This window comes from Streptosporangium lutulentum, from assembly GCF_030811455.1.
Lineage (GTDB): Bacteria > Actinomycetota > Actinomycetes > Streptosporangiales > Streptosporangiaceae > Streptosporangium > Streptosporangium lutulentum.
The window spans coordinates 1653133-1677907 of sequence record NZ_JAUSQU010000001.1 but is presented as its reverse complement, the minus strand read 5'-3'; the positions used below and the strand labels follow the sequence as shown (position 1 = coordinate 1677907).

The following is a 24775-nucleotide window of genomic DNA, read 5'->3' as shown; positions in this document are numbered from 1 at the left end:
GCTCAAACAGTCGATTCCTGGGATGTCGATTCTTCGGAGATGACGGGCGGCGGCACACCTGGCCTGCCGCCGCCCGGGGTCGGCGGCGGGAACTAGTCGCTGGAGAGAGCGGCGGGCGACATGATCGCCCTGCCCTTCGCCATACCCATCTGGAGGATCGCTGTCACGATTCGAATCCGAGCGGCAGGTACTGGGCGACGTTGTCCTTGGTGATGGTCTCCGAAGCCAAAGTGATCGACTGCGGCACCTGGTTCTCCACCAGGTCGCTCATGCCCTTGCCCTGCGCGATCAGACGAGCCAGCTTGATGGCCGACGACGCCATGGTCGGGCTGTAGGTGACGGTGGCCTCCAGCACGCTGGAGCCGGACTGGATGTCGCGCATCGCGTTGGCCGACCCGGCGCCGCCGACCATGAAGAACTCGCTGCGGTTGGCCTCCTTGATCGCGGCCAGCACGCCGATGCCCTGGTCGTCGTCGTGGTTCCAGATCGCGTCGATCTTCTTGTGCGCCTGCATCAGGTTGCTGGCCACCTCGGTGCCGGACTCCACGGTGAACTGGGCGTCCTGCTTGGCGGTCACCGTGAACCCGAAGGTCTTCAGCGCGTCCTCGAAGCCCTTGCTGCGGTCTTGGGTCAGCGGCAGCGTGGCGATGCCCTGGATCTCCAGGATCACCGGGTTGGCCACCCCCTTCTCCTTCAGCTTGGTGCCGATGTAGTGACCGGCCGCCACGCCCATGCCGTAGTTGTCGCCGCCGATCCAGGTGCGATAGGACAGCTTGTCCGGAAACACCCGGTCCAGGTTGATCACCGGGATGCCGGCGTCGCTGGCCTGGCGGGCGATCTGGTTGAGCTGCTGGCCGTCGTTCGGCAGGATCACCAGGGCGGCGACCTTGGCCGCGATCAGCGATTCCACCGCGGAGATCTGCGCGTTGATGTCGTTGGTCGGCTCGACCGGCTTGAACTCCACATCGGGGTATTCCTTGGCCGCGGCCTCGGCGTTCTTCGCGATCGCCGCGATCCAGCCGTGGTCGGCGGCCGGGGCGGAGAATCCGATGACGACCTTGGTGCCCGGGGCGTCGTTGCCGCCGGCCGGGGCGGGTGCCGCCGATGAGGGCGCGGCGGCCGGTGCGGCGGCCGGGGCGTTGCTGGTGCATCCGGTGACTAACGCGCCGGCGCCAAGAACGGCTCCGCCGAGGAGGAATCCCCGACGGGCGACGTTTTCTGCCATGAACCTGCTCCTTTTGGGGGTGAAGCGCACAGCGCTTCATGGGGGTGAAAGGTTCTGCGTCCCGCGGTCCCCTGACCGGTCCGCGAGGCGGGTCCTGCGTTCGAGAGATGAGCCGCGCCTGAGTGCGCGTCTAGGTTCGTGATTCCAGGCTGCGCCGCTGCAGCAGCACCGCCACCACAATGATCAAACCCTTCGCGATCAACTGATCACTGGTGTTCAACCCGTTCAGAATGAACAAATTCGTGATCACCGTGAAGATCAACAGACCCAGGATCGACCCGATGATCGACCCCCGGCCCCCGGTCAGCAACGTCCCGCCGATAATCACCGCCGCGATCGCGTCCAACTCATACAAATCCCCATGCGTCGACGACCCCGTCGTGGTCCGCGCCATGATCAACACAGCCGCGATCCCACAACACAACCCCGACAGCGCATACAACAACATGGTGTGCCGGCGCACATCGATCCCCGCCAACCGCGCCGCCTCCGGATTACCCCCCACCGCATACGTGCGCCGGCCGAACGTGGTCCGATTGAGCACCACCCAGCCCACCGCGACCACCACCGCGAAAATGTAAACCAGCACCGGCACCCCGAACACCCGGCTGGTCGACAAATCCACAATCAGCTCATTGCCCTGCTGCACCAGCTGGGTGCGCCGATCCGACATCCGCTGCGCCAACCCACGCGCGGCCACCAGCATCGCCAGCGTCGCGATGAACGGCACCATCCGCCCATAAGCGATCAAGAACCCGTTGACCAGCCCGGCCCCGGTGCCCACCGCCACCGCACACACGATCATCACCGCCGGCCCGTACGCCTGGGTGGCCAGCGTGGTGGCCCACACCGACGCCAACGCCATCAGCGCCCCGACCGACAGGTCGATCCCCCCACCGATGATCACGAACGTCGCCCCGACCGTGATCACCCCGATGGTCGCGGCCAGCGACAGAATGCTCACCAGATTCGAGGTGGTGGCAAAAGTGTCCGGGACGGTGACCAACCCGACCACCGCCAGCAGCACCAACGCCACCACCAGCCCGAGATGACGGGCCTCCCCCAGCCGAGCCAACGGCCCAAGCGCAACCGGAGAGCGCCGCACCTGCGCCGACCCCCTACCCGCACCCGACTCACCGGATCCACCGGATCCACCGGATCCACCGGATCCACCGGATCCACCGGATCCACCGGATCCACCGGTGGATGTCACCGTGGTCCCGCCCACCGCGCCCACCGCGCCAGCCGTATCGGCTCCCGTGCTTGTGCTCGTATGTGCGCTCGCACCTGCCGGGCCCGCCGGGGTCTTGTTCGTGGGATCGCTCACAGCGCACTCCCCTCCATGATCATGTCGAGTACCCGATGTTCGTCCAGCTCCGCCGCCGCCGCCCGATGAATGATCCGACCCTCCCGGATCACCAACACCCGATCGGCCAACCCCAACACCTCCGGCACCTCACTGGAAACCAGCAACACCCCCACCCCCGTATCGGCCAACCGCCGCACCACCGCATACAACTCCGCCCGCGCCCCGACATCCACCCCCCGCGTCGGCTCATCCAGCAACAACAACCGCCGCCCGTTGACCAACCACCGCGCCAGCACCGCCTTTTGCTGATTACCCCCCGACAACGTCTTGATCGGCCGCTCCGGATCCGCCGGGCGGATATCCAACGCCGCCACCAACTCCGCCGCCTCGGCCGCCTCCGCCCGCCGATCCATCCACCCCCACCGCGAATACCGGCCCAAACTCGCCAGGCTGATATTGCGCGTCACACTCTGATCCAGCAGCAACGCCTGCGCCTTACGCTCCTCCGGCGCCAACCCCATCCCCCGGCGCACCGCCCCAGACGTACCGCCCCGGCCCACCGGCCACCCTCCAACACCACCGACCCGGAAAACCGGCGCGCCCCGTAAATCGCCTCGATGATCTCCGAGCGGCCCGACCCGACCAACCCGGCCAACCCCACGATCTCCCCGGCCGCCACCTCGAACGACACCCCGGCGAACACCCCCGGCACCGTCAGATCCCGCACCCGCAACACCGGCTCACCCCCACCGGTGCTCTCCTCCGCTCCCGCTGCGGGGGCGGGGCGGCGCGGCGGGAACACATACTCCACATTGCGGCCGGTCATCAACGCCACCACCTGCGCGGTCGGCGTCGTCTTGGCCGGCAACCCCACCGCCGCGGTCCGCCCGTCCTTGAGCACCGTCACCCGATCCCCGATCTCGCGGATCTCCTCCAGCCGATGCGAGATGTACACCACCGCCACCCGTTGCGCGGTCAACTCCCGGATGATCCGAAACAGGTTGCCCACCTCGTCATGAGCCAACGCCGCCGACGGCTCATCCATGATGATCAACCGGGTGTCATGCGACAACGCCCGCGCCATGCTCACCACCTGCTTGGCCGCCGGCGACAGCCGGCCCACCTCGGTGTTCGGCCGGATCTCCCCGTGCCCCAGCCGCTCCAGCAACCCGCGCGCCGCCCGGTTGGCCTCGCCGCGGCTGACGAATCCCAGCCGGGCCATCTCATGGCCCAAGAAGATGTTCTCGGCCACGCTCAGCCCGTCGACCAGGTCCAGCTCCTGGTAGATGGTGGAGATCCCCAGCTTGATCGCCGCGGTCGGCGACGACAGCCGCACCGCCTCCCCGCCCAGCGTGATCGTGCCCTCGTCGGGTTGATGCGCCCCGGCCAGCACTTTGATCAGCGTGGATTTTCCCGCGCCGTTCTGGCCCAGCAGGCAGTGCACCTCACCGGGCAACACCTCCAGGTCGACGCCGTCCAGCGCACGCACACCGGGAAACTGCTTAACGATCCCCCGCATCAACAGCAGGGGTATGGGGTCGGGGGGTGACTCCGACATGAGAGCCTCCTGGATCATGTCCAGCTGGTTTCAGGATGGGGGGACCCGTCCGTCCGGCGACTCGAAGCGGCACCACCGCATCGGAACCGAGGTCGGCGGGAACGGCTCCGTCACGTATCCGGGTCAACCGGACGGACGGGGGTATCGGGGGTGGTCGGGCACTGGCCCTCCACCGAGATTCAGTGGTCTCGTAGGTCCGGCGGATCCGCCGGTCCGACGGTTTCGCCGGTCCGATGGGTCTGCCGATTCAGTGGTCTCATAGGTCCGGCGGATCTGCCGATTCAGTGGTCTTGTGGGTCCGGTGGTCTCATCGGCTCAAGCGGGGAACGCCTTGCGGCACTCGATCAGCGCTCCTCCCCTGGTCTTGAGGTCACCACGTGGCGGATGTCGATGGAGGTGGGGTCGGAGAGCACCCGTTCGACGACCATCCCGGCGGCGCCCCGTGAGGCCGCGCCGAAGCCGAGGTCGGAGGCGACGAAGGTGCAGCGGGAGGCCGATCCCGCGACGCCCAGTCGTTTCAGCTCGGTCTGCGCGACGGGGATGATCTGCTCCGCGAGTCTGGCGAAGTAGCCGCCGATGACGATCACCCGCGGGTTGAACAGGTTGACCAGCGTGGCCGCGCCGCGTCCGAGCCAGCGACCGACCTCGATGACGGCCGCGTCGACCCGGCGGTCGCCCGCGGCCTGTCGCAGCTCTATCTCGGCCAGCCGTTCCTCCGGGTCGCGCACCACTCCGTCACCGACACCGTAGGCGCGTTCCGGGGTGACCATCCGGACCAGCGCCGCAAGGCCGACCTTCGTCTCCCAGCAGCCGATCCGGCCGCAACCGCACCGCTCGCCCGATGGGTCCACCATCACGTGCCCCACCTCGCCGGCGAAACCGTCCGCACCGCCCAGCAGCCGTCCACCCGCGATGACACCGCCGCCGACACCCACCTCACCCGTCAGGTAGACGAGGTCGGAGGTGCCCGCCGCGACTCCCGCGGTGAACTCCGCCAGTGCGGCGAGGTTCGCGTCGTTGTCCACGGTGATCGGCACGTTCGGTGCGACGCCCGCCTTGGAGAGCACCTTGGCGACCGGCACGCCGTACCAGCCGAGGTTGGGTGCGACCTCGACGATCCCGGTGGCGGAGTCGATGAGGCCGGGCACCGCCACGGTGATTCCGGCGAGGGTGACGCCGAGCAGGTCGAGTTCGGCCACAGCCTCCTTGATCGTTCTTGCCAGTTCGTCGAGCGAGCGCTCAGGGCCGCCGCCCGTCGCGTCGAAGCCGACCCGGCGGTCGATGAGCACCCGGCCGGCCACGTCGGTGGCGAAGGCCGCGACGTAGTCGACGTTGACCTCCGTACCCAGCGCTCCCACGCCGGAGCCGTCCAAGGCGAGGGCGAGACCTGGACGACCGACGGCACCCGCGTGCTGCGGCCCGATCTCCTTGATCAGCCCGCGTGCCACCAGCTCTCCGACGAGGCTGGTGACCGTGGTCTTGTTGAGGCCCGTCTCCGCGGCGACGAGTGATCTCGACCGCGATCCTCGCTCGCTCACGTGGCGCAGCACGAGGGAGAGGTTGGATCGGCGCACGGTGGCCTGGTCCGCGGGAATACCCACTGACCTGGCCGAACCCTTCTGGTCGCCGTTCCAACCACCGCCCCGGCCGTGTTGCACGTCACGCTCCTGAATTAATTTGCATGCCTCGCCGAATTAAAGGTGTCCGATAGGTGGGGCACAAGTGTCGAAACGTTTCGCTCCACGTAACGTTTTCGTAACCCTGCACGTTTTTTTCGCCCACCTGCGACGGAATCGCCGGTTGCTAATTCGTTACCTGACTCAGGGGTGCGCAACCTGTCATCCTCGTGTTACAAAGCCAATTAATTGCTATCCGAGACAAATAAAGGCACCACGGCAATCAGCGCGGCGGCGCGCGCCTTGCCTGACTTAACCCCCAGGTCAGGAAGGGATTTCCTCATGTCTCCACGTTCGCGGCCCTGGGCCCGAATGTTCGCCACGATGTTGCTGGCCGCGGCCGGCGGCGTGGTGCTCAACGCGACGTACACCTCCCCCACCGCCCCCGTGGCCTACACCGCCGCCCTCGGTCAGACGGGCCTGGCGGCCCACGCGGGTCATGCGGGTCACGCGGCCACGTCGGCCGCGGCCGCCGCTGCGGCCGTCATCCCTCCCGCGGACTACCAGCAGGTTCAGCTGGCCGTCGGCGGGGCCAAGCTCGGTGAGGCCATGTCACTGGCCGTGCTGCCCAACCGCTCGGTGGTGCACACCGCCCGCGACGGCACAGTCCGGATCACCACCGCGGCCGGCGTGACCAAGGTCGCGGGCAAGCTCAACGTCTACACCCACGACGAGGAAGGCCTGCAGGGCGTCGCGGCCGACCCGAACTTCGCCACCAACCGCCACGTCTACCTGTACTACTCCCCCCGGTTGTCCACTCCCGACGGGGACGCCCCCACCAGCGGCACCGCGGCCACCTTCAACGCCTGGAAAGGCCACCTGAACCTGTCGCGGTTCACCCTCAAAACCGACGACACCCTGGACCTGGCCAGCGAGAAAGTCGTCCTGGAGGTGCCCAACGACCGAGGCCAGTGCTGCCACGTGGGCGGCGACATCGACTTCGACGCGGCCGGCAACCTCTACCTGACCACCGGCGACGACACCAACCCGTTCGAGTCCAACTCCTACACCCCCATCGACGAGCGCACCGACCGCAACCCCCAGTTCGACGCCCAGCGCTCCTCGGGCAACACCAACGACCTGCGCGGCAAACTCCTGCGGATCAAACCCCAGCCCGACGGCACCTACACCGTCCCGGCCGGCAACCTGTTCCCGCCCGGCACCGCCAAGACCCGCCCCGAGATCTACGCGATGGGCTTCCGCAACCCGTTCCGCATGTCGGTGGACAAGCCCACCGGCATCGTCTACCTCGGCGACTACGGCCCCGACGCCGGCGGCGCCGACCCGGGCCGCGGCCCCGGCGGCCAGGTCGAATTCGACCGGATCACCGCCCCGGGCAACTACGGCTGGCCGTACTGCACCGGCACCAACACCACCGCCGAGACCTATAACGAATACACCTTCCCCTCCGGCCCGTCCGCGGCCAAGTACGACTGCGCCGGCGGCCCGACCAACAACTCCTTCCGCAACACCGGCCTGACCACGCTGCCCCCGGCCAAGCCGAGCTGGATCCGCTACGGCGGCGAGGCCGGCACCCCGCCGGAGTTCGGCGGCGGCTCCGAATCCCCGATGGGCGGACCGGTCTACCGCTACGACGCCGATCTCGAATCGAACGTCAAGTTCCCCGCCTCCCTCGACGGCCGCTACTTCGCCGGTGAGCTGGGCCGCAGATGGATCAAGGCGATCGAGGTGAAGGGTGACGGCGCCCCCGGCGTGATCGAGGACTTCCCCTGGACCGGCACCCAGGTGATGGACATGGCCTTCGGTCCCGAGGGCGCGCTGTATGTGCTCGACTACGGCACCGGCAGCGACAACCAGGCCCTTTACCGGGTGGAGTATCTCGCGGGTACCAACCGCAACCCGATCGCCAAGGTCGCGGCCAACAAGACCTCCGGTCCCAGGCCCCTGGCGGTCACCTTCTCCTCGGCCGGCAGCTCCGACCCCGAGGGCGGCGCGCTGACCTACTCGTGGAGGTTCGGCGACGGCGGCACCTCCACCGCGGCCAACCCGACCTACACCTACAACACCAACGGCACCTACACCCCGACGCTGACCGTCACCGACTCGGCCGGGCTGACCGCGACCGCGAGCGTCATCGTGACCGTCGGCAACACCGCGCCCACCGTGACGTTCACCACGCCTGCCGAGGGGCAGCTGTTCTCCTTCGGTGACACCGTGCCCTTCACGGTCAACGTCACCGACCCCGAGGACGGAGCCATCGACTGCACCAAGGTCAAGGTCACCTACCTGCTGGGTCACGACAGCCACCGCCACTCCATCACCTCCAAGAACGGATGCACCGGAAGCATCGCGGTTCCCATCGACGGTGAGCACGACTCCGCCGCCAACGTCTACGGCGTCCTCGACGCCGAGTACACCGACGCGGCCGGCCTGACCACGCACAGCATCCGCACCCTGCAGCCCCGTCACCGCCAGGCCGAGCACTTCGGCGCCCAGTCCGGCATCCAGATCGCCGACCACGGCCCCGCCGAAGGCGCCAAGACCGCGGGGTTCGTCGACAACGGTGACTGGATCTCCTTCCAGCCCTACGCGCTGGGCAACGCCAGGACGTTCACGGCACGGGTCTCCTCCGGCGGGGTGGGCGGCACCATCGAGGTGCGGGCGGGCTCGGCCACCGGCACCCTGCTCGGCACGGCGACCGTACCGGTCACCGGTAGCTGGGACACCTTCGTCAACGTCAACGCGAACATCACCAACGCCCCCTCCGGCACCACCACCCTGTTCCTGGTGTTCAAGGGTGTGACCGGCCAGGGCAACCTGTTCGACCTGGACGCCTTCACCTTCGGCACCGGCACCGGCGGCACCACCCAGACCGTCGAGGGCGAGGCCTACACCTCCACCCTGGGCGTGCAGCCGGCCGACCACGCCGGGGCCAGCGGCGGCAAGACCGCCGGATACGTCGACAACGGCGACTGGGCCGGCTACTCCTCGGTCAACACCGCCGGCGCCACCGCCTTCAGCGCCCGCGTCTCCTCCGGCGGTCCCGGCGGCACCATCCAGATCCGATCGGGCTCGGCCACCGGCACCCTCCTGGGGTCGGTGAACGTCGCGAACACCGGTAGCTGGGACACCTTCGTCAACGTCTCGACCACGCTGACCGGGTCGGCCTCCGGAGCTCTGTTCCTGTCCTTCACCGGCGGCTCCGGGGCTCTGCTCGACGTGGACACCCTCACCATCACCAAGTGACGCGGATCCCGGTGCGACGGGTCCCCGCCGCACCGGGCACCACGGACGAAAGGACAGCCATGCGGAGCCTCTTACGACGCGGGCTCACGGCCATGGGCGCGGCCACACTGGTCGCCGCGACCGTGCTCGTCCCGACGGCCGCACAGGCCGCCGACCCCGCCTACAAGGTGCTGGTCTTCTCCAAGACGGCCGGCTTCCGGCACGACGCGATCCCCACCGGCATCCAGACCATCCGCGATCTGGGCGCGGCCAACAACTTCACCGTCACCGCCACCGAGGACGCCGCGGCCTTCACCACGGGCAACCTCGCGCAGTACAAGGCCGTGGTGTTCCTCAGCACCACCGGTGACGTGCTCAACAACACCCAGCAGGCCGCCTTCGAGAGCTACGTCAACGGCGGAGGCGGCTATTTCGGCGTCCACGCCGCCGCCGACACCGAGTACGACTGGCCGTACTACGGCAGCAACCTCGCCGGCGCCTGGTTCAAGGGGCACCCGGCCCCCCAGCAGGCGACGGTCAAGACCGAGGACCGCGCCCACGCGGCCACCGCCCACCTGGCGCCGACCTGGTCCAGAAGCGACGAGTGGTACAACTACCGCACCAACCCGCGAAGCACCGCCCACGTGCTGCAGACCCTCGACGAGGGCAGCTACAGCGGCGGTGACATGGGTGACCACCCGATCACCTGGTGCCGTCCGGTGGCCTCCGGCCGGTCGTTCTACACCGGCCTCGGCCACACCATCGCCTCCTACGCGGAGCCGGGCTTCCGCACGCTGCTGCTCGGCGGCATCCGCTACGCGGCTGGGATGGCGAAGGCCGACTGCCGCCCGGAGACCGGCTACACCCCGCTGTACAACGGCTCGACCACCGGCTGGACGCAGACCGGGCCGGGCAGCTTCACCAACTCCGACTCCACCCTCACCTCCACCGGGGGCATGGGCGTGCTGTGGTATTCGGCGAAGAAGTTCGCCGCCTACTCGCTCAAGCTCGACTGGAAGCTTGCCGGCGACGACAACTCGGGCGTCTTCGTCGGCCTTCCCGCCTCCGACCCGCTCAACACGAGCAAGGGCTACGAAGTCCAGATCGACGCCACCGACTCGGCCGACCGCACCACCGGATCCGTCTACGCGGTCAAGTCCGCCGATATCGCCGCCCGGGACGCGGCGCTGAACCCGCCGGGCGCGTGGAACACCTACGAGCTTCTCGTCCAGGGCGAGCGACTCCAGGTCTTCCTCAACGGAACGAGGATCAACGACTTCACCAACACCAACCCGGCCCGCAGCCTGCGGGAGGGGCACATCGGCATCCAGAACCACGGCACGGGTGACGACGTCGCGTTCCGCAACATCCGGATCAAAGAGCTCGGCGGCACCGGCCCCGTCACCCAGACCGTCGAGGGCGAGGCCTACACCTCGACCCTGGGCGTGCAGCCGGCCGACCACGGCGGAGCCAGCGGCGGAAGGACCGCCGGCTACATCGACAGGGGCGACTGGGCGGGCTACTCCTCGGTCAACACCGCCGGTGCCACCGCCTTCAGCGCCCGCGTCTCCTCCGCCGGTCCCGGCGGGACCATTCAGATCCGATCGGGATCGGCCACCGGCACCCTCCTGGGGTCGGTGAACGTGCCCAACACCGGTAGCTGGGACACCTTCGTCAACGTATCGACCACCCTGACCGGCTCGGCCTCCGGGCCGCTGTTCCTGGCCTTCACCAGCACCGGAACCGGCTCCCTGTTCGACGTCGACACCTTCACCATCACCAAATAGTCCGACCGCGATCCGACTATCACGGCCTCCCGGTGCGGCGAGCCCCCCGTCGCCGCACCGGGTCACCGGTATGAAACCGGGTCGCCTCAACGCCCTCAGGCCACCGAAACGACACCGGAACCCGTCACCGCACCTCCAGCAGGGTCTTGCCCACGGTGGCCCGCGACTGGATGGCCCGGTGCGCATCGGCCGCCCGGTCCAGGGGGAACCGCTGCCCGATCACCGGTCGCAACCGTCCGGCCGCCGCCTCGGCCAGCGCTCTCTCGGTGAGTGAACGCATCTTCTCCGGCGTCGTCACCGGCCGCACCAGCGTCACCCCGCGGTCCGCGGCTGCCTCCTCCGAGACGTTCGCCCATTCGCCGCTCGCGAGCCCGAAACTGATCATTCGCCCGCCCCGGTCGAGCAGTCCGAACGCCGACCCGCTGATCGTGCCGCCGACCCCGTCGAAGACGACGTCCACCCCGCCCACGGCCTCGCGCACCCGCTCCGTCCAGTCCGGCTCCCGGTAGTCGACCGCCACGTCGGCGCCCAGGCCGCGCGCCAGTCCGACCTTGCGCGCGCCACCCGCCGCCGCGACGACCCTGGCTCCGGCCGCCCGCGCGAGCTGGACCAGCAGGGTGCCCACCCCGCCCGCGGCGGCCTCGACCAGCACTCTTTCCCCGGCGCGCAGCTCGACCGCCTCGGCCATCGACATCGCCGTGCGCCCGTCGGCCAGCAACGCCACCGCGGTGTCGAGTTCCATACCGTCCGGCACCTCGAAGAGCCCGCCGGCGTCCACCACGGCACGCTCGGCATAGCCACCCGAGCCACCCGTGCCGCTGACCACCCGCCTTCCGATCAGCCTCCGGTCCGCCTCCGTGCCGACCGACGTGACCACACCGCCGACACCGTTGCCCGGAATCATCGGCAACTCCACCGTGAACGGCCCGGTGCCCGCACGGAGCTGGGTCTCCACGAAGGTGATGTTGGCGAACTCCACCTCGACCAACGCCTGCCCGGGCCCTGCCACCGGATCCGGCGTCTCCGCCGCGACGAGCGCCTCGGGCCCGCCGAACTCCTTCAACCACACCGCGCGCATGAAACCCCTTCGATCGGCTCCGGCTCCTGCGGCCAAGCCTGCAACCTCGACTCATGTTGAGGTCAAGCCCGAAAAACCATGGCCGGCCCCTGACGTGCCCCGTCCGCGGGGTCGTGCCCACCCGGTGAACGAGCGCCACCGGGTGGGCACGGACCGCTAGCCCGCCTTCTTCATCACCTCCACCAGGCTGGAGAAGCTGTCGGCCGCGTGTCCCGCGTCCATGCCGCGCCGGAACAGGTCCACGACGACGGCGGGAAGCGCGGTGTCGACGCCCGCGTCGGCGTTGGTGTGCAGGACGTGCTCGACACTGGCCATGCCCATCGCCAGCCGGTCCACCGGCTCGTACGAGGTCGCCCCGTCCGCGGCCGAGTAGGAACCCGGCCGGACACGTGAGGCCGGGGCGGACCGCGGGTCAGGGGACGAGGAACCGGCTGTCGCGGGCGTCGGTGATGGCCATGTGCCCGGGCGCGTGGCCGATGGCGAATTCGACGCCGCCGGCCAGGACCGCCGCCTGCGGCGTGACCCCGCAGGCCCAGAAAAGCGGGATCTCGCCGGGCCGTACCTCGACCGGATCGCCGAAGTCGGGCATGGTCAGGTCGGAGACGCCGATCTCCCGGGGTTCGCCGACGTGTACGGGCGCCCCGTGAACCATGGGATACCGCGAGGTCACCCGTACCGCCGTGGCCACCAGTGACGCCGGAACCGGTCGCATGGAGACCACCAGGGGTCCCGACAGCGCACCGGCCGGAACGCAGGGCACGGACGTGCGATACATCGGCACGTTCGTGCCCGCCTCGATGTGACGGACCGGGACCCCCGCCCGGATCAGCGCGTCCTCGAAGGTGAAGCTGCAGCCGAACAGGAAGGCGACGAGGTCCTCGCGCCAGAAGCCGGTGGCGTCGGTGACCTCGGCGACGGCGGCCCCGTGTTCGTAGACGACGTAGGCGGGCAGGTCGGTCCGCAGATCGCCGTCGAAGATCTCTGTGCGCACCGCCCCGGGCTCACCGACGTCCAGAACCGGGCAGGCCTGGGGATTTCGCTGCGCGAACAGCAGCACGTCGTACGCACGATCGCGGGGAACCGCCAGCAGGTTGGCCTGCGTCCAGCCCGGACACCACCCGGCGGTCGGAACGCGCTCGCCCGCCCGGAACCGCCGCCGCGCCTCGCCCGGAGTCATCCCCATCTCCCCAGGATCGGCGCCGGATCCCGCCGCCGCAAGGAGGAGCGGCCCGTCCTCACGGAGACGGTGCTCGAAATCCCACGGGACATCGGGGCGCGGCCGTACCGTCCTCCCCGCCTGCTCTCCGAAAGCTCCGGAAGGAGTCCGAGCCTCAGTCCGGCGCCTGCACGGTGCCGATGCCGAGCGTGCTCTGGGCCGGCAGCATGCCCGTCTGGAAGATCGCGCCGAGGAAGGGCAGGCTCAGTTCGGCCAGCCGGTCGGCACGCTGCTCGCCCAACGCCCGCCACGGTCCGGCGGCCAGGTCGTCGGTCATGCGTTCGACCTGGTCGCGCAGCCGCCGTCCGGCCTCGGTGGCCGCGCCGTTCGCGTCGAGGAGGCCGCGCGAGGCGAGCCGGTCGCTCGCGGCGGCCCACTCGTCCTCGCTCCAGCCGCGCCCGGCGAAGTTGGCGGCCGGTGCGGCACCGATCGCGGCGAAGGAGACCAGCGCCTCGCAGCCGTCAAGACCCGCCGCCCGCAGCGCGGTGAGATGGCCGTCGCCGCGGTGCTCCCGCAGCACGGTGTAGGCCTGCCAGAGTGCCAGGTGCGGCTCGTCCGGCCAGGGCAGGTCAAGGTTGGCGGCGGCCATCGGCCTGCCCGCGACGTCCACGCTCTCGGCCGCCCGCCTGGCCAGTTCCGCCAGTTCGGCCTGGTTCACCCCCTCGCCCAGCAGGTCGCGCAGGGTCCTGTCCATGCCCCTGAGCCTGGCCTCCAGCACCTGTTCGGGACTCGCGACGGCCCAGATCGCGGGGACGATCCCGGCGATCATCGTGGGGCTGAAGCTGTAGTGGGTGGCGGTCACCAGCCGGGGTCCTGCCTCACCGAGCGGGGCCGTACGCCAGGCGAAGTAGCTGGGCCAGCGCGACCGCACGTCGTAGCCGAGCTTGGCGGCCTCGTCGAAGACCTGGGGGGCGAAGTAGACGGCCGCGTGGACCGGTTCGATCTGGTGCCACATCCGCCGGGCGAGAGACATCACAAAACCTCACTGTCTAGATACGATACGGCAGTGACGATAGACGGATGGAACATCACTGGTCAATCCCAAATAGACAGTTATGTCAGCAGCCGGGCCGCGCTGGCCGTACTCCTGGTGAACCGTTTGGCGGTGACCCGGACGCACGGCCGCACGGTGACCCCGCCCGGCACCGCGGCCTCCCGCCGGGCCGCGCTGACCGCCGACCGGCCCGAGGCCGCCGGGATGCCGCTCACCGACGTCGACGCCCTGGCCTCGGCGGCCGAGGTGCTGCGGTCGGTGTTCGGCGCTCCCGATCCGCCGGTCGCCGCCCTCAACGATCTGCTCATACGGCACTCGGCGGTGCCCACCCTGCACGAGGACACGCACACGCTGTCGTTCCATCGGCAGGACGCGCGCCTGGTCGACGCCTGGGTGGCCGACGCGGGGACCGCCCTGGCAATGATCATCGGGGTGGGGCAGGCCGCGCGGCTGGGCCGGTGCCAGGCCGGCGGATGCGACCTGGTGTTCATGGACATCACGCGCAACGCCTCGCGCCGGTTCTGCGACCTGTCCTGCCAGAACCGGGCCAAGGCCAGCGCCTATCGCGCCCGGCGCGGGTCCGCTCCGTGAGGCGCTCGCGGGCTCTCCTTCATGATCCTGACGAGGTACGCGTCAGACGACAACGGCCGGTCGGATCCGGCGGGCGGCCGGAGAGTGCCTAACCTGGGGAGATGACATTCATCCCACACCGTGCGCCGACGGCGGCGGCACTCGTCCTGCTCAGCGTGGCCGGCATCGCGACGGTGACGGCGGCGTCTCCCGCGGCGGCGACCTCGCCCCCCGGCGCCTCGCAACCGTTCACCGCCACGGTGACGAGGGTGTCCTCGGACCAGCTGCGCCATTCCTGGCGTCCTGGATGCCCGGTGCAACCCGACGATCTCAGAATGATCAGCATGACCTACTGGGGTTTCGACGGCAAACCCCACGACGGAAAGCTGGTGATCAACAAATCGGTGGCCGACCAGGTCGTCTCGGTCTTCAAGAAGCTGTACGGCCAGCGCTTCCCCATCCGGCAGATGCAGCCGGTGGAGGCCTACAAGGGCAGCGACGCCGCCTCGATGAAAGCGGACAACACCTCGGGCTTCAACTGCAGGCGCGTCGGGACCAGCGGAAGCTGGTCGCAACACGCCTACGGCCTGGCGATCGACGTCAACACCCGGGAGAACCCCTACATCCACCCCTATCCGGGGGGCACCGTCGAGCCCCCGAACGGGAAGGACTACGTTCGGCGGCCCCTGGACCGGCAGGGGGTCATCAACCCCGGCGACGACGTGGTGCGCGCGTTCAAGAAGATCGGCTGGGGCTGGGGCGGATCCTGGTCCACCGAGAAGGACTATCAGCACTTCTCCCAGAACGGGCGCTGACGGCTTCGCGGCGAGGTATCCGAGCACACCTCTCCCATAGCTAGCCTGAGCTGCATGAATGCTAATCGGAGAGCGTCCTCGGACCCGAGGGTGGCTCCTGTTCGCGTGAGTGCCGTCCTTCTCGCGCTCGTCATGGTCTCCGGGGGGTTCTTCGGTGCCGGCACCGCGTCCGCCGCCGCTCCACCGCCCCCGGCGCAGGGACGGCAGCTCATCACCGTGACGGCCGACTCCTACCGGAAGACCACCGCCACCCTGGTCGCCTACACCGCGGAGGACGGCAACTGGGTGAAGACGTACGGGCCGTGGACGGCGCACGTCGGCAAGAACGGCATCGCCCCGCCGGGCCGGAAGCGGGAGGGCGACGGGCGCACCCCGTCCGGCACGTACGGGTTCGACTTCATGTTCGGGGTCAAGCCCGACCCCGGGGTGAAGTTCCCCTACCGGCAGGCGTTCTCCTACGACAAGTGGAACGACGACTCCGCCAGTCCCCTCTACAACACGTGGGTGGACTCCCGCCACGCCGATGCCGGGACCGCCCCCGAGAACATGGTGACCATACCGGCCTACAACCACGGCGCCGTGATCTCCTACAACACCAAGGACCGCACGCCCCACCTGGGTAGCGCGATCTTCCTTCACATCAGCAGCACGCCCACCACCGGCTGCGTCGGCCTGCCGGACGGCGAACTGCTGCGGTTGCTGCGCTGGATGGATCCGAAGCACTCCCCGCAGATAGACATAAAAGTCGCCTGACGCGGAGCGACGACCCGCCCGCGCGCCGACGGAGGCTTCGAGCGAACCGGCGTCACGCACCTCGGGTGCCCTCCGGTCGAGGTGTCCGAAGCTGCTCCGGCGGTGAGATAGAGGTGAAGGGGCCCCATCGGCCCGTTCCGGCGGAGAGACACCCGCGGAGGTTCACCGTGAACGAACGCCCGGCGACACCCGCCGGCCCGGAGGCCCGGGGCGGGCGAGCCCCCCGGCCCGCGCCGTCGCGGTCCGCGATCCCCGACGAGATGGACGCCTGGGTGGTCGCCCGGCCTGGGCCGATCGGCTCCGGGCCTCTGGAGCGGGTCCGGCTCCCGGTTCCCGTGCCGGGACCCGGAGAGGTGCTGGTCGAGGTCGAGGCCTGCGGCGTGTGCCGGACCGATCTTCATCTCGCCGAGGGCGACCTGTCTCCGCGACGCCCGCGAACCGTGCCCGGCCACGAGGTCGTGGGCCGGGTGGTCGCGTCAGGTCCGGCTTCGGAACGGCTCGCGCCGGGCAGCCGCGTGGGTGTGGCCTGGCTCCGCTCGACCTGCGGGCGCTGCCGTCACTGTCTCAGGGGCGCGGAGAACCTCTGCCCCTTCTCCACCTACACCGGCTGGGACGCCGACGGGGGTTACGCCGGATACCTGACCGTCCCCGAGGACTACGCCTACCCCCTTCCCGAAGACGTCCCCGCCGAGAAGCTCGCGCCGCTGCTGTGCGCCGGGATCATCGGGTATCGCGCCCTGCTCCGCTGCGACCTGCCGCCGGGCGGGCGGCTGGGCATCTACGGCTTCGGCGGCTCGGCCCACCTGACCGCGCAGGTCGCCCTCGCCCAGGGCGCGACCGTGCACGTCCTGACCCGATCCGCCAGGGCCCGGGAGCTGGCGCGGACGCTGGGCGCGGCCTCGGCGGGCGGCGACACGGACGCGCCACCCGAGCCGCTGGACGCCGCCATCCTGTTCGCCCCGGTGGGCGAGCTGGTCCCGGTCGCGCTGGCCGCCCTGGACCGGGGAGGCGTCCTCGCGGTGGCGGGCATCCACCTGAGCGACATTCCCCCCCTGAACTACCAGCGCCACCTGTTCCAGGAACGGACGCTGCGCAGCGTCACCGCCAACACCCGCGCCGACGGCCGGGCGTACCTGGACCTCGCCTCGGCCCATCCACCCCGGGTGACGACCGTGCCCTACCCCTTCGACTCCGCGGACCGGGCCCTGGACGACCTGGCCGCCGGCCGCTTCGAGGGCGCCGCCGTACTCATCGAAGACGCGAACGCGCACGAGCGGACCTGACCCGGCCGGGGAAAGGACGACGAACGATCGGCGTGGGTGATGTGGCCGGGCTGGCAGCCGTGGCGCGGGCCCGCGACGTGCGATGCAGAACATCCACGGTGACGATGGAACAATCGGCGCGACCACGCACACCCCCTGCCTAAAAGGTGTCCATGCCGCGGAGCACGAGAGAAACAGACCGGAGAACACAGGAAACGCCCGGTTCGGCGGCCGGAGAAGAGAGCGCGGGCGCGACGCTTCCCGTCCCTCCGCCTTTTCTCGGCCTGGTGCGGCGGATCATCCGCTCCGCGTTCCCTCTGTACTTGTCGGCGAGCGCCTCCATAGTGGGCAGTTCGGTCGTCGCCGCCACCCTGGGCAACTTCGGTACGGCCGCGCTGGCCGCCTTCGCCCTGACCAACGCCGTGTTCATTCCCGCCGGTATGGCGGTCGCCGGTGCGCTTCGCGGGTCGATGCCCTTCGTCGCCGCGCACAGGGACGACCCTGAGGCGCTGCGCCCGACCGTCAAGGACGGCATGTGGCTGGCGATCTGCATCGGGATGATCGGAGCGGTCGCCGTGGCCACCGTACCGCTCACCGCCCGCGTCGCCGGGGTGCCGGCACAGACCCTTGACGCGCTCGGCGCCTTCCCGCTGATTCTCGCGGCCGCGTTGCTCGTCACGGCCATCAGCGTCTCCGCCACCTCCATGCTGATCGGCCTGGGGCACACGACCGCGGTCATGCGCGCCGGCCTGGCGAACACCTGTATTTCGGTGGCCCTCATCCTGACGCTGGTGCTCGGGCCCGGACCGCTCCCCTCGCTCGGCCTACCGGGTGCCGGCCTGGCCATGCTGGCGGCGAACCTGGCAGGGGCGATCATCGCTCATACCGCTCTGAGGCAGGCGACGGTGCTGGCCGGCCAGCCGCTCCGGCCGGGGAGGCCGCAGTGGGCCCGGATCTGGCGAATGGCCAGGGTGGGCCTGCCGATGGGGGCGACACTCCTCATCAAGTTCAGCGGGCTCGGCGTCCTGGCCTTCGCGGTGGCCCGGGTGTCCACGACCGAGGTCGCCGCCCACCAGGTGCTGGTCGTCATGTCGACCTTCGTGTTCCTGCCGGCTCCGACGGTCGGGCAGGCCTCCGTGCCGCTGATCGCCATAGCGGCCAAGAGTGGTGATCGTCCGGGCGTGCGCCGGGGATTGCTGGCCGGGCTGACGGTGACGCTTCCGGTGCTGGCGTTGAGCGGTCTGATGGTGTGGATCTTCGCCGACACGCTGATCCGGCTGTTCACCTCCGATCCGCAGGTCCACGCCCTGGTCCTCACGCTGATCCCGGTGCTGCTCCTGAGCGTGCTCGCCGACGGCGCCCAGGCTCTGCCCGGTTTCGGGCTGCTGGCGATGACGCGGACCATGCCCAGCCTGCTCACCTTCGTGATCGGTTACGGGCTGCTGTCCATGGCCGCCGTCCCGATCGCGACCGCCGGGGGCCTCACCTGGGTGTGGGCCGCTTACGCGGGCACCGCTTTGCTGCTTGTGATAGGCCAGACGGCCGGGTTCTGGTGGTACAGCCGCACGTCGGAATCGACATCGGCCAGGGGGTGACCCCTGTCTCAGGCGTGCTGTGAGCCCTCACCCGTCGTGTCGCCGCCGAAGACCGTCCTTCTGCGTATAACTTTGACGACAGGGAGTGACTTTCGAGCGTACTCGCGAAAACCGCAGGCATGCCGGGCGAAGGCGAGTCACTCATCGGCGCCATGCCGCTCTCCATCCCCGCACCTCACCTGAAGGAGAGCGAGAACGATGCGACGGACGTTCAGGATGCTCGCGCCGATGATGGCGATCACGCTCGGCTGCGCGGTGTTCCTCCATGGCCCGGCGAGCGCGTCGACCTCGGCGGGAGCCGCCCGGGGAAACGCCTCGGAGGAACCCGCGTCCGAGGAAGTCTCCATCGTCCACGTGACGACGACCGATCCTCTCGGCAGCCTCCAGGCCACCAGCCGCATCACCTTCGACAACGGCACACCGGTGGACGGATGGACGACGATAGCCCTCTACCCCAACGGCTCCTACAACTTCAGCGGCCATCTGCACGCCTCCGGCGCGACCAGCCACAACGTGAGGGTGGTGTGGGTCGTGAGCCCCCTGGACGGCACGCCGGCGTTCAGCTTCACGAAAGAGGGACGGGTCCACGGGACCTTCGACTCGGGATCGCGAGACTTCGACTTCAACGTCAGCGAGATCAACCCCGCGCTCTCCGCCGCCTGGCCCGAACTGTCGGAGGGATGGAAGTGGTCGCGGAGAGCGAGCACCGGCCTGTCCTTCGCGCACATCGTCGACGCCGCCAAGGACGCGCTCAAAATCGCCGGAAGCATCATCCCGCTGATGTGAGCCGGGGCCCCCGCCGTTTCTCGGAGCCACCGGAGGTCAGGGGTTCCGGCCTCCTTGCCCGGCTTCGATGACCTGTCCAGGCGGAATCGTCCGCCGTTGACCCTCGTTGTCGCGTGATGAGTCCGGTGGCCGCGGGACGACGGGCCCCTCAGCGCCGGACGGCGTGAGACCGCGACCTGACCGGCCGGTCGGAGGCCGGCCGGATCAGCCGGTCACGACGTCGTGATCCGCTCCTGCTCTTCGGTCATCACGTGCGCGTCGGGGCCGGGAAACACGAGGGTCTCGTGCTCGACGTGGAGCCACCGCACCACGTAGGGCGGAGAGCCGTCCGGGTTGCGCAGTTCCACGATCACGCCGACCCGCCGGGCCTCACCGGTCCGGCCGCCTTCGATGACCAGCTTGTCCCCTATCGCTGCCTTCATATCAGTTCCCCCTCATTGGGTTCCCGGTGGACGACGGCCACCGGGCAGGCCCGCGCCGTACGGTGCCGCCTGAGCGGGTGCGCCGACAGACGGCATGACCGACTCCGCGACCGCCGGCGGCATGACCCCGGTCACGACGGCCCGCAGCGCCTCCTCCGGAGATACCCCTTCGAAAGGGGTCTCTACCAGCGGCTGTGGATGCTTCTGCCACGCGAGGGAAAAGGATCGAAACCACGATCACCGCGGCACCGCGATGCCCGTCGCCGAGCCACCGCGGGGCTCTGGAGACCCGTCATTCCTCACCGTCGGCGTTCACCACCGCGACGGGGCAGTGGGCATGGTGCAGGACCCCATGACTCACCGAGCCCAGAACGGCGGACTCGAAGGCGCCCAGCCCTCGTGAGCCGACCACCACCAGGTCGGCGGCGGCCGAGGCGTCCCGCAAGGCCGCGACCGGATGCTCGCAGCTCACCGTCTGCTTGACCTCCACCCCGGGGTACTTCTCCCGCCAGGGGCTGAGGGCGTTCGTGGCGGTGCACTGCTCCGCGGCCATGATGTCCTCCAGCAGCGGGGTGTAGGCCACGGTGTACAGCCCCATCATCGGCATCTGCCATGTGTGGATCGTATGCAGCCGGGCTCTGCGGCGCGCCGCCTCCTCGAAGGCGTACCGCAGCGTCGTCGCCGAATGCTCCGAGCCGTCGTATCCGACGGCGATCTCCCCCCGGCCCTGTTCCGGGACCTCCTTGACGACCACGATCGGCGCCGCCACATGACCGGCCAGAGATCGCGTGATCGACCCGAGCAGCAGACCGGCGAACCCGCCCAGCCCCCGGCTGCCGACCACGAGCTGCTCGGCGTCCTCGGCCTCCCGCCGGAGAACCTCGACCACCCCGCCGCTCTCCAGCGAGATGCTCACCTCGATCCGTGGAGCGCGGGCCCGCGCCTGCTGGGCCGCCTTCTCCAGCACGTCCTGGCCGTACTCCGCCGCCGAGTCGTGCAGGCCCGGCGACGCCCGCACCGAGTCGTCATATTTCGTCGGTTCGTGCACGTGGACGATCCGGAGATCGCAACCACGCCTCGCGGCGTCCTCGGCGGCCCACTCAACCGCGGTCTCCGAGGGGGACGAGCCGTCCGCACCCACCACCACATGCGCTGCCATATCACCCTCCTGACGTCTCCCTCTACCCCACCCCTTCCCATCAATCGTCACGGTGACCCAAAAGACCTGGTCATCAGGGATTTTCCGGCTCCCGCGCCGGCGCCCCGCCCTGGACGACGCCCTGGACGGCGACGCGGCGGCGCGGGCCGTACGGTCCGGTGATCCGTACGGCCCGCACCGTCCGTCAGGTGCGGAACGGGCCGGTCACGCAGTAGGTGATCCCCCCTGAAGAGGAGCCGGACGTGCCGCGCTGGGAGGAGAAGTAGAGGCGATTGCCGGCGGGGGCGAAGGCCGGGCCGGTGATCTCCGAGGAGCCCTGGCCGTTGATCCGCAGGAACGAGGAGACCTTGTCGTCCGGAGTGATCAGACAGATCTCCATGTTGCCGCCGTCCTCGGCGACGTAGAGGTCGCCGAAGGTCGAACCGGTGACGTTGTCCACGCCGGTCAGCGGCGCCGTGCCGGGGCTGACGAGGCTGTCGTCGTAGGCGAGTTCGTACGTGCCCGCGGCGAGGTTGACCTGCCAGACCCGGTTGTCCCCCTTGGTGGTGAACCAGACCGTGTTGTTGGCGTAGTAACAGCCCTCGCCGCCGTTGAAGGACTTGGAGCCCGAGACCTGGCTGCGGGTCACGGTCGGAGAACCGTCGGGGTCGGGGATGTCGGCCCAGGTGAAGGAGCCGCTGGTCGCCGAGCCCGCGACGAACACCTGCAGCCTGCCGGCGGACAGGTCGCCCCAGGTCGTCGGGACGAATCGATAGAACCGGCCGTTGGTCTCGTCCTCGGTCAGGTAGATCACCTTACGGACCGGGTCGGCCGCCGCCGCCTCGTGCTTGAAGCGGCCCATGGCCGGACGCCGTACCGCGGCGCCGCCGAAGGGGTAGGTCTCATAGACGTACCCGAGAGCGACCTCCTCGCACGACAGCCAGGTCTGCCACGGCGTCGCGCCGCCGGCGCAGTTCTGCCGGGTGCCCGACAGGATCGAGTTCGCGGAGACGACGTTGCCGCTGGAGTCGAACCGGAGCGCCGAGGCGCCTCCGCCGGGGTTGACCTCGGAGTTGGACACGTAGATCCAGCCGCTGCCGTCGGCGAAACAGGCGCCGCCGTCCGGGGCGCTGTGCCAGGTGTAGGAGGTACCGGGGACCGCCTGCCCGGAGCGGGCGATCACCTTGCTGGTGAATCCCGCCGGAAGCCGGATGCCGTTGGCGTCGGCGGCCAGCAGGGCGCCGTAGGGACCGGGGGCGTTCTGGGCGGGGGCCGCGAAAGCGCCCTGCCAGAGGCTTCCGGTGAAGGCCACGGTGCTCGCGCCGAGCACCGAGGCACGAAGGAATGTACGGCGTTCCATCAGCGAACCTCCTCATGAAGGATCAACAGGACCGTTCTCCCCGAGAAGGCCAAAGATTACAAGCGTTGGTCAACATCTACCCGTGCACGCGGTTAACAGCGCATGGCCCGTCCGCGCTGATCGCGCGACGGCGATCCGGCACCTGGGGATCCCGCGCGCGACGGGCCGGTTCGTCCCGGTCGCGGACGGCGGGACGCGGGCCTCCGGAGCCGCCGTGAACCCGGGAGCGAGCGGCCCGGCCGCATACGGCCGTGGTCAGAGGACGTCCTGGCGTAACTGCGGGAACACCTTGGAGACCTTGCCGAGGAGGTATTCGCCGTAGGTACCGGTGAAGGCGCGTAAATCCTGACCGTCCCACCGGGCCGGGCCGCCTTCGGGCGCGCCCGGCGAACCGGCGGCCCGCGAGGGAAGCGGGGGCACCTCGTCGTCCCAGCCGGGGTCAAAGAAGAAGGGGAACGACAGCCGCTCGTGACCGCTCACGTTCCTGACCCGGTGCGGAGTCGACCGGTAGAGGCCACCGGTGAGCCTGTCGAGCATGTCGCCGAGGTTGCAGACGAAGGTGCCGGGGATCGGCGGAGCCTCGATCCAGCCCGTCCTCGCCCGGACCTGCAGGCCGCCGTTCCGGTCCTGGGCCAGCAGAGTGAGCAGGCCGTAGTCGGTGTGCTCACCCACGCCCCACTCGTCGGAGGCGGGCGGAGCCGGCGGATAGTGGAAGATCCGGAACAGCACGGTGGGATCGGCTGTGTAGCCGGCCACGAAATAGTCCTCCGCCAGCCCGAGGCTGAGCGCGACACCGCGCATGACCGACTGGGCGAGGCCGGTCAGGGTGTCGATGTACTCCAGGACCGCTTCGCCCAGCTCGGGCACCTGCGCGGGAAAGAGGTTGCGGCCGTGGAGCGGTGTACCGGCGCGCGGGTCGCCTTCCGGCAGCTCGGCGCCGAAGTAGACGCCCTCCTTCAGGTCCGGGCGACCGGAGGTGAGCTCGCCGCCCACGGGGAAGAACCCCCGCCAGGCGCGACCTCCCCGGTCCATGGAGATCTCCATCTTCTGGTGGAGGGGCAGCTCGAAGAAGCGGCGAGCGGCCCGGTCGAGGCGTTCGAGCAGCGAAGACGGAACCCCGTGGCCGGAGATGTAGAAGAACCCGCTGTCGCGGCACGCCTGCCCGATCTCGCGGGCGGCCCGTTCGCGCCGGGCGTCGGACTCGCCGTTCACCAGGGCGCTGACGTCGATCACAGGCGGCTGGTCCATTCGCCTATTCTCTCGCGGACGCGCTCGAACCGTACGTCGCCGCTCCAGCGACACCTTCCGTCCTGCCGGGCGCCTTCGGCGGACGCTTCGGCTCGGCGGCTGACGCGGCCGGGCGGAGAGGGTGGGATCCGAGCACCCGCTCCGCCCGTCGACCTGCGTTGTCCTCCGCGTCCGGCCCGGTTGGCGTGAGCCGTACCGGACGCATGGTGGAACCGCCGACCTGGCGAGGGTCGCCACTCCCTTCGCCGAGTCCCGGTCCCGTGGCCCTCTTCTTTCAGGGCGGAGCCGCAGCGGGGGCTCGAACCCCGTCCTGCCGGGTGGAAGCCGGCTGCCTTACCGGTTCGGCCTCTGCGGCGTGGCCTTCCCGCCTGGCGGGATGCGTCACGGGTGCTGCCGGAGATCCGTCGCCCGGGGCGGCGGGCGCTGGAAGATTCCCTCAGAACCGGCGTACGACGTGTCCGGCGGGAACTTCGATCACGAATTCCCTCACGATCGTCTCCGGGGTCTCATGAAAAAGGATTTCCGGCCTTTCTTTTCCGTGGGTCGGTCGCTCCCGCCGTCGTGAATGAATTCTCACGGCGACGGAGGCTGGCCGCTTCACCTCCCTTCCGACCATGTGATTATCACGCCTTTCCGGAGTCGAAGAGAATTGATGTGTGGAAGTGCCGCCGCCTTCCCCCATGACGCCTGGCCGGCGATTGTCACGACGGGGAATCGAGACGGTGTCCCTGTTCTGATCGCTTCCCACGGTAGACGTGGGATTCGCCGGACGCCAGGCATTTAACAGGGCGACGCGT

21 protein-coding genes and 1 tRNA gene are annotated in these 24775 nt (G+C 69.6%); 8 read left to right on the top strand and 14 right to left on the bottom strand.

Going from position 1 to position 24775, the window contains the following annotated elements:
- Positions 1–163: 163 nt before the first annotated feature.
- The 5 genes from J2853_RS07005 to J2853_RS06985 form a co-directional block, all read right to left on the bottom strand.
- On the bottom strand, positions 164–1225 hold the full coding sequence (locus J2853_RS07005) for a substrate-binding domain-containing protein (RefSeq protein ID WP_307556150.1): 1062 nt from the start codon (positions 1223–1225) through the stop codon (positions 164–166).
- Positions 1226–1355: 130 nt separating this feature from the next.
- Positions 1356–2252, bottom strand: coding sequence for an ABC transporter permease (locus tag J2853_RS07000; protein ID WP_307556149.1), 897 nt, complete (start codon positions 2250–2252; stop codon positions 1356–1358).
- Between the two features lie 296 nt (positions 2253–2548).
- On the bottom strand, positions 2549–3019 hold the full coding sequence (locus J2853_RS06995; RefSeq protein ID WP_307556148.1) for an ATP-binding cassette domain-containing protein: 471 nt from the start codon (positions 3017–3019) through the stop codon (positions 2549–2551).
- Positions 2998–4092, bottom strand: a complete 1095-nt coding sequence (locus J2853_RS06990; protein WP_307556147.1) for a sugar ABC transporter ATP-binding protein — start codon at positions 4090–4092, stop codon at positions 2998–3000. Before J2853_RS06990 ends, J2853_RS06995 begins: the two co-directional genes overlap by 22 nt.
- Before the next feature lie 344 nt (positions 4093–4436).
- On the bottom strand, positions 4437–5750 hold the full coding sequence (locus tag J2853_RS06985) for an ROK family transcriptional regulator (protein ID WP_307556146.1): 1314 nt from the start codon (positions 5748–5750) through the stop codon (positions 4437–4439).
- A gap of 300 nt (positions 5751–6050) precedes the next feature.
- Between J2853_RS06985 and J2853_RS06980 the strand changes: the two genes are divergently transcribed.
- Together J2853_RS06980 and J2853_RS06975 are read left to right on the top strand one after the other, a co-directional pair.
- Positions 6051–8975 carry a carbohydrate-binding protein gene (locus J2853_RS06980; RefSeq protein WP_307556145.1) on the top strand — a complete coding sequence of 975 codons (2925 nt, stop codon included), beginning with the start codon at positions 6051–6053 and terminating at the stop codon, positions 8973–8975.
- Between the two features lie 59 nt (positions 8976–9034).
- Positions 9035–10741 carry a ThuA domain-containing protein gene (locus tag J2853_RS06975; protein WP_307556144.1) on the top strand — a complete coding sequence of 569 codons (1707 nt, stop codon included), beginning with the start codon at positions 9035–9037 and terminating at the stop codon, positions 10739–10741.
- 124 nt (positions 10742–10865) lie between these two features.
- On the opposite strand, the gene J2853_RS06970 is transcribed toward J2853_RS06975, so the two are convergent.
- From J2853_RS06970 to J2853_RS06955, 4 genes are all read right to left on the bottom strand, one after another.
- A complete protein-coding gene (locus J2853_RS06970) occupies positions 10866–11819 on the bottom strand; it encodes a zinc-binding dehydrogenase (RefSeq protein WP_307556143.1) in 954 nt (317 codons plus the stop codon).
- A gap of 156 nt (positions 11820–11975) precedes the next feature.
- On the bottom strand, positions 11976–12155 hold the full coding sequence (locus J2853_RS06965; RefSeq protein WP_307556142.1) for an imine reductase family protein: 180 nt from the start codon (positions 12153–12155) through the stop codon (positions 11976–11978).
- A gap of 76 nt (positions 12156–12231) precedes the next feature.
- On the bottom strand, positions 12232–13002 hold the full coding sequence (locus J2853_RS06960) for a putative hydro-lyase (protein ID WP_307556141.1): 771 nt from the start codon (positions 13000–13002) through the stop codon (positions 12232–12234).
- 148 nt (positions 13003–13150) lie between these two features.
- Positions 13151–14008, bottom strand: a complete 858-nt coding sequence (locus J2853_RS06955) for an SCO6745 family protein (RefSeq protein ID WP_307556140.1) — start codon at positions 14006–14008, stop codon at positions 13151–13153.
- Between the two features lie 33 nt (positions 14009–14041).
- On the opposite strand from J2853_RS06955, the gene J2853_RS06950 reads away from it, so the two are divergent.
- The 6 genes from J2853_RS06950 to J2853_RS06925 all read left to right on the top strand — a co-directional run bounded on the left by J2853_RS06950 (position 14042) and on the right by J2853_RS06925 (position 19810).
- Positions 14042–14620 carry a CGNR zinc finger domain-containing protein gene (locus tag J2853_RS06950; protein ID WP_307556139.1) on the top strand — a complete coding sequence of 193 codons (579 nt, stop codon included), beginning with the start codon at positions 14042–14044 and terminating at the stop codon, positions 14618–14620.
- Positions 14621–14721: 101 nt separating this feature from the next.
- Complete coding sequence (locus tag J2853_RS06945; protein ID WP_307556138.1) at positions 14722–15414, top strand: M15 family metallopeptidase; 693 nt, start codon at positions 14722–14724, stop codon at positions 15412–15414.
- A 105-nt stretch (positions 15415–15519) separates the two neighbouring features.
- Positions 15520–16167 (top strand): L,D-transpeptidase family protein, encoded by a 648-nt coding sequence (locus J2853_RS06940; RefSeq protein WP_307556137.1) that lies wholly within the window; start codon positions 15520–15522, stop codon positions 16165–16167.
- Positions 16168–16334: 167 nt separating this feature from the next.
- Positions 16335–17450, top strand: a complete 1116-nt coding sequence (locus tag J2853_RS06935) for a zinc-binding alcohol dehydrogenase family protein (RefSeq protein ID WP_370879203.1) — start codon at positions 16335–16337, stop codon at positions 17448–17450.
- A 266-nt stretch (positions 17451–17716) separates the two neighbouring features.
- A complete protein-coding gene (locus tag J2853_RS06930; protein ID WP_307556136.1) occupies positions 17717–19024 on the top strand; it encodes an MATE family efflux transporter in 1308 nt (435 codons plus the stop codon).
- 198 nt (positions 19025–19222) lie between these two features.
- Positions 19223–19810: a hypothetical protein gene (locus tag J2853_RS06925; RefSeq protein WP_307556135.1), complete on the top strand. Its 588-nt coding sequence runs from the start codon at positions 19223–19225 to the stop codon at positions 19808–19810.
- Positions 19811–20022: 212 nt separating this feature from the next.
- Here the strand turns inward: J2853_RS06925 and J2853_RS06920 are convergent, their stop codons facing one another.
- The 5 genes from J2853_RS06920 to J2853_RS06900 all read right to left on the bottom strand — a co-directional run bounded on the left by J2853_RS06920 (position 20023) and on the right by J2853_RS06900 (position 24333).
- On the bottom strand, positions 20023–20232 hold the full coding sequence (locus J2853_RS06920; protein WP_307556133.1) for a DUF1918 domain-containing protein: 210 nt from the start codon (positions 20230–20232) through the stop codon (positions 20023–20025).
- Positions 20233–20524: 292 nt separating this feature from the next.
- A complete protein-coding gene (locus J2853_RS06915; RefSeq protein WP_307556130.1) occupies positions 20525–21391 on the bottom strand; it encodes a universal stress protein in 867 nt (288 codons plus the stop codon).
- 184 nt (positions 21392–21575) lie between these two features.
- A complete protein-coding gene (locus tag J2853_RS06910) occupies positions 21576–22730 on the bottom strand; it encodes an alkaline phosphatase PhoX (RefSeq protein ID WP_307556128.1) in 1155 nt (384 codons plus the stop codon).
- A gap of 255 nt (positions 22731–22985) precedes the next feature.
- A complete protein-coding gene (locus tag J2853_RS06905) occupies positions 22986–23978 on the bottom strand; it encodes an isopenicillin N synthase family dioxygenase (RefSeq protein ID WP_307556126.1) in 993 nt (330 codons plus the stop codon).
- A 283-nt stretch (positions 23979–24261) separates the two neighbouring features.
- Positions 24262–24333: transfer RNA gene (locus tag J2853_RS06900), tRNA-Gly, on the bottom strand.
- Positions 24334–24775 lie beyond the last annotated feature (442 nt).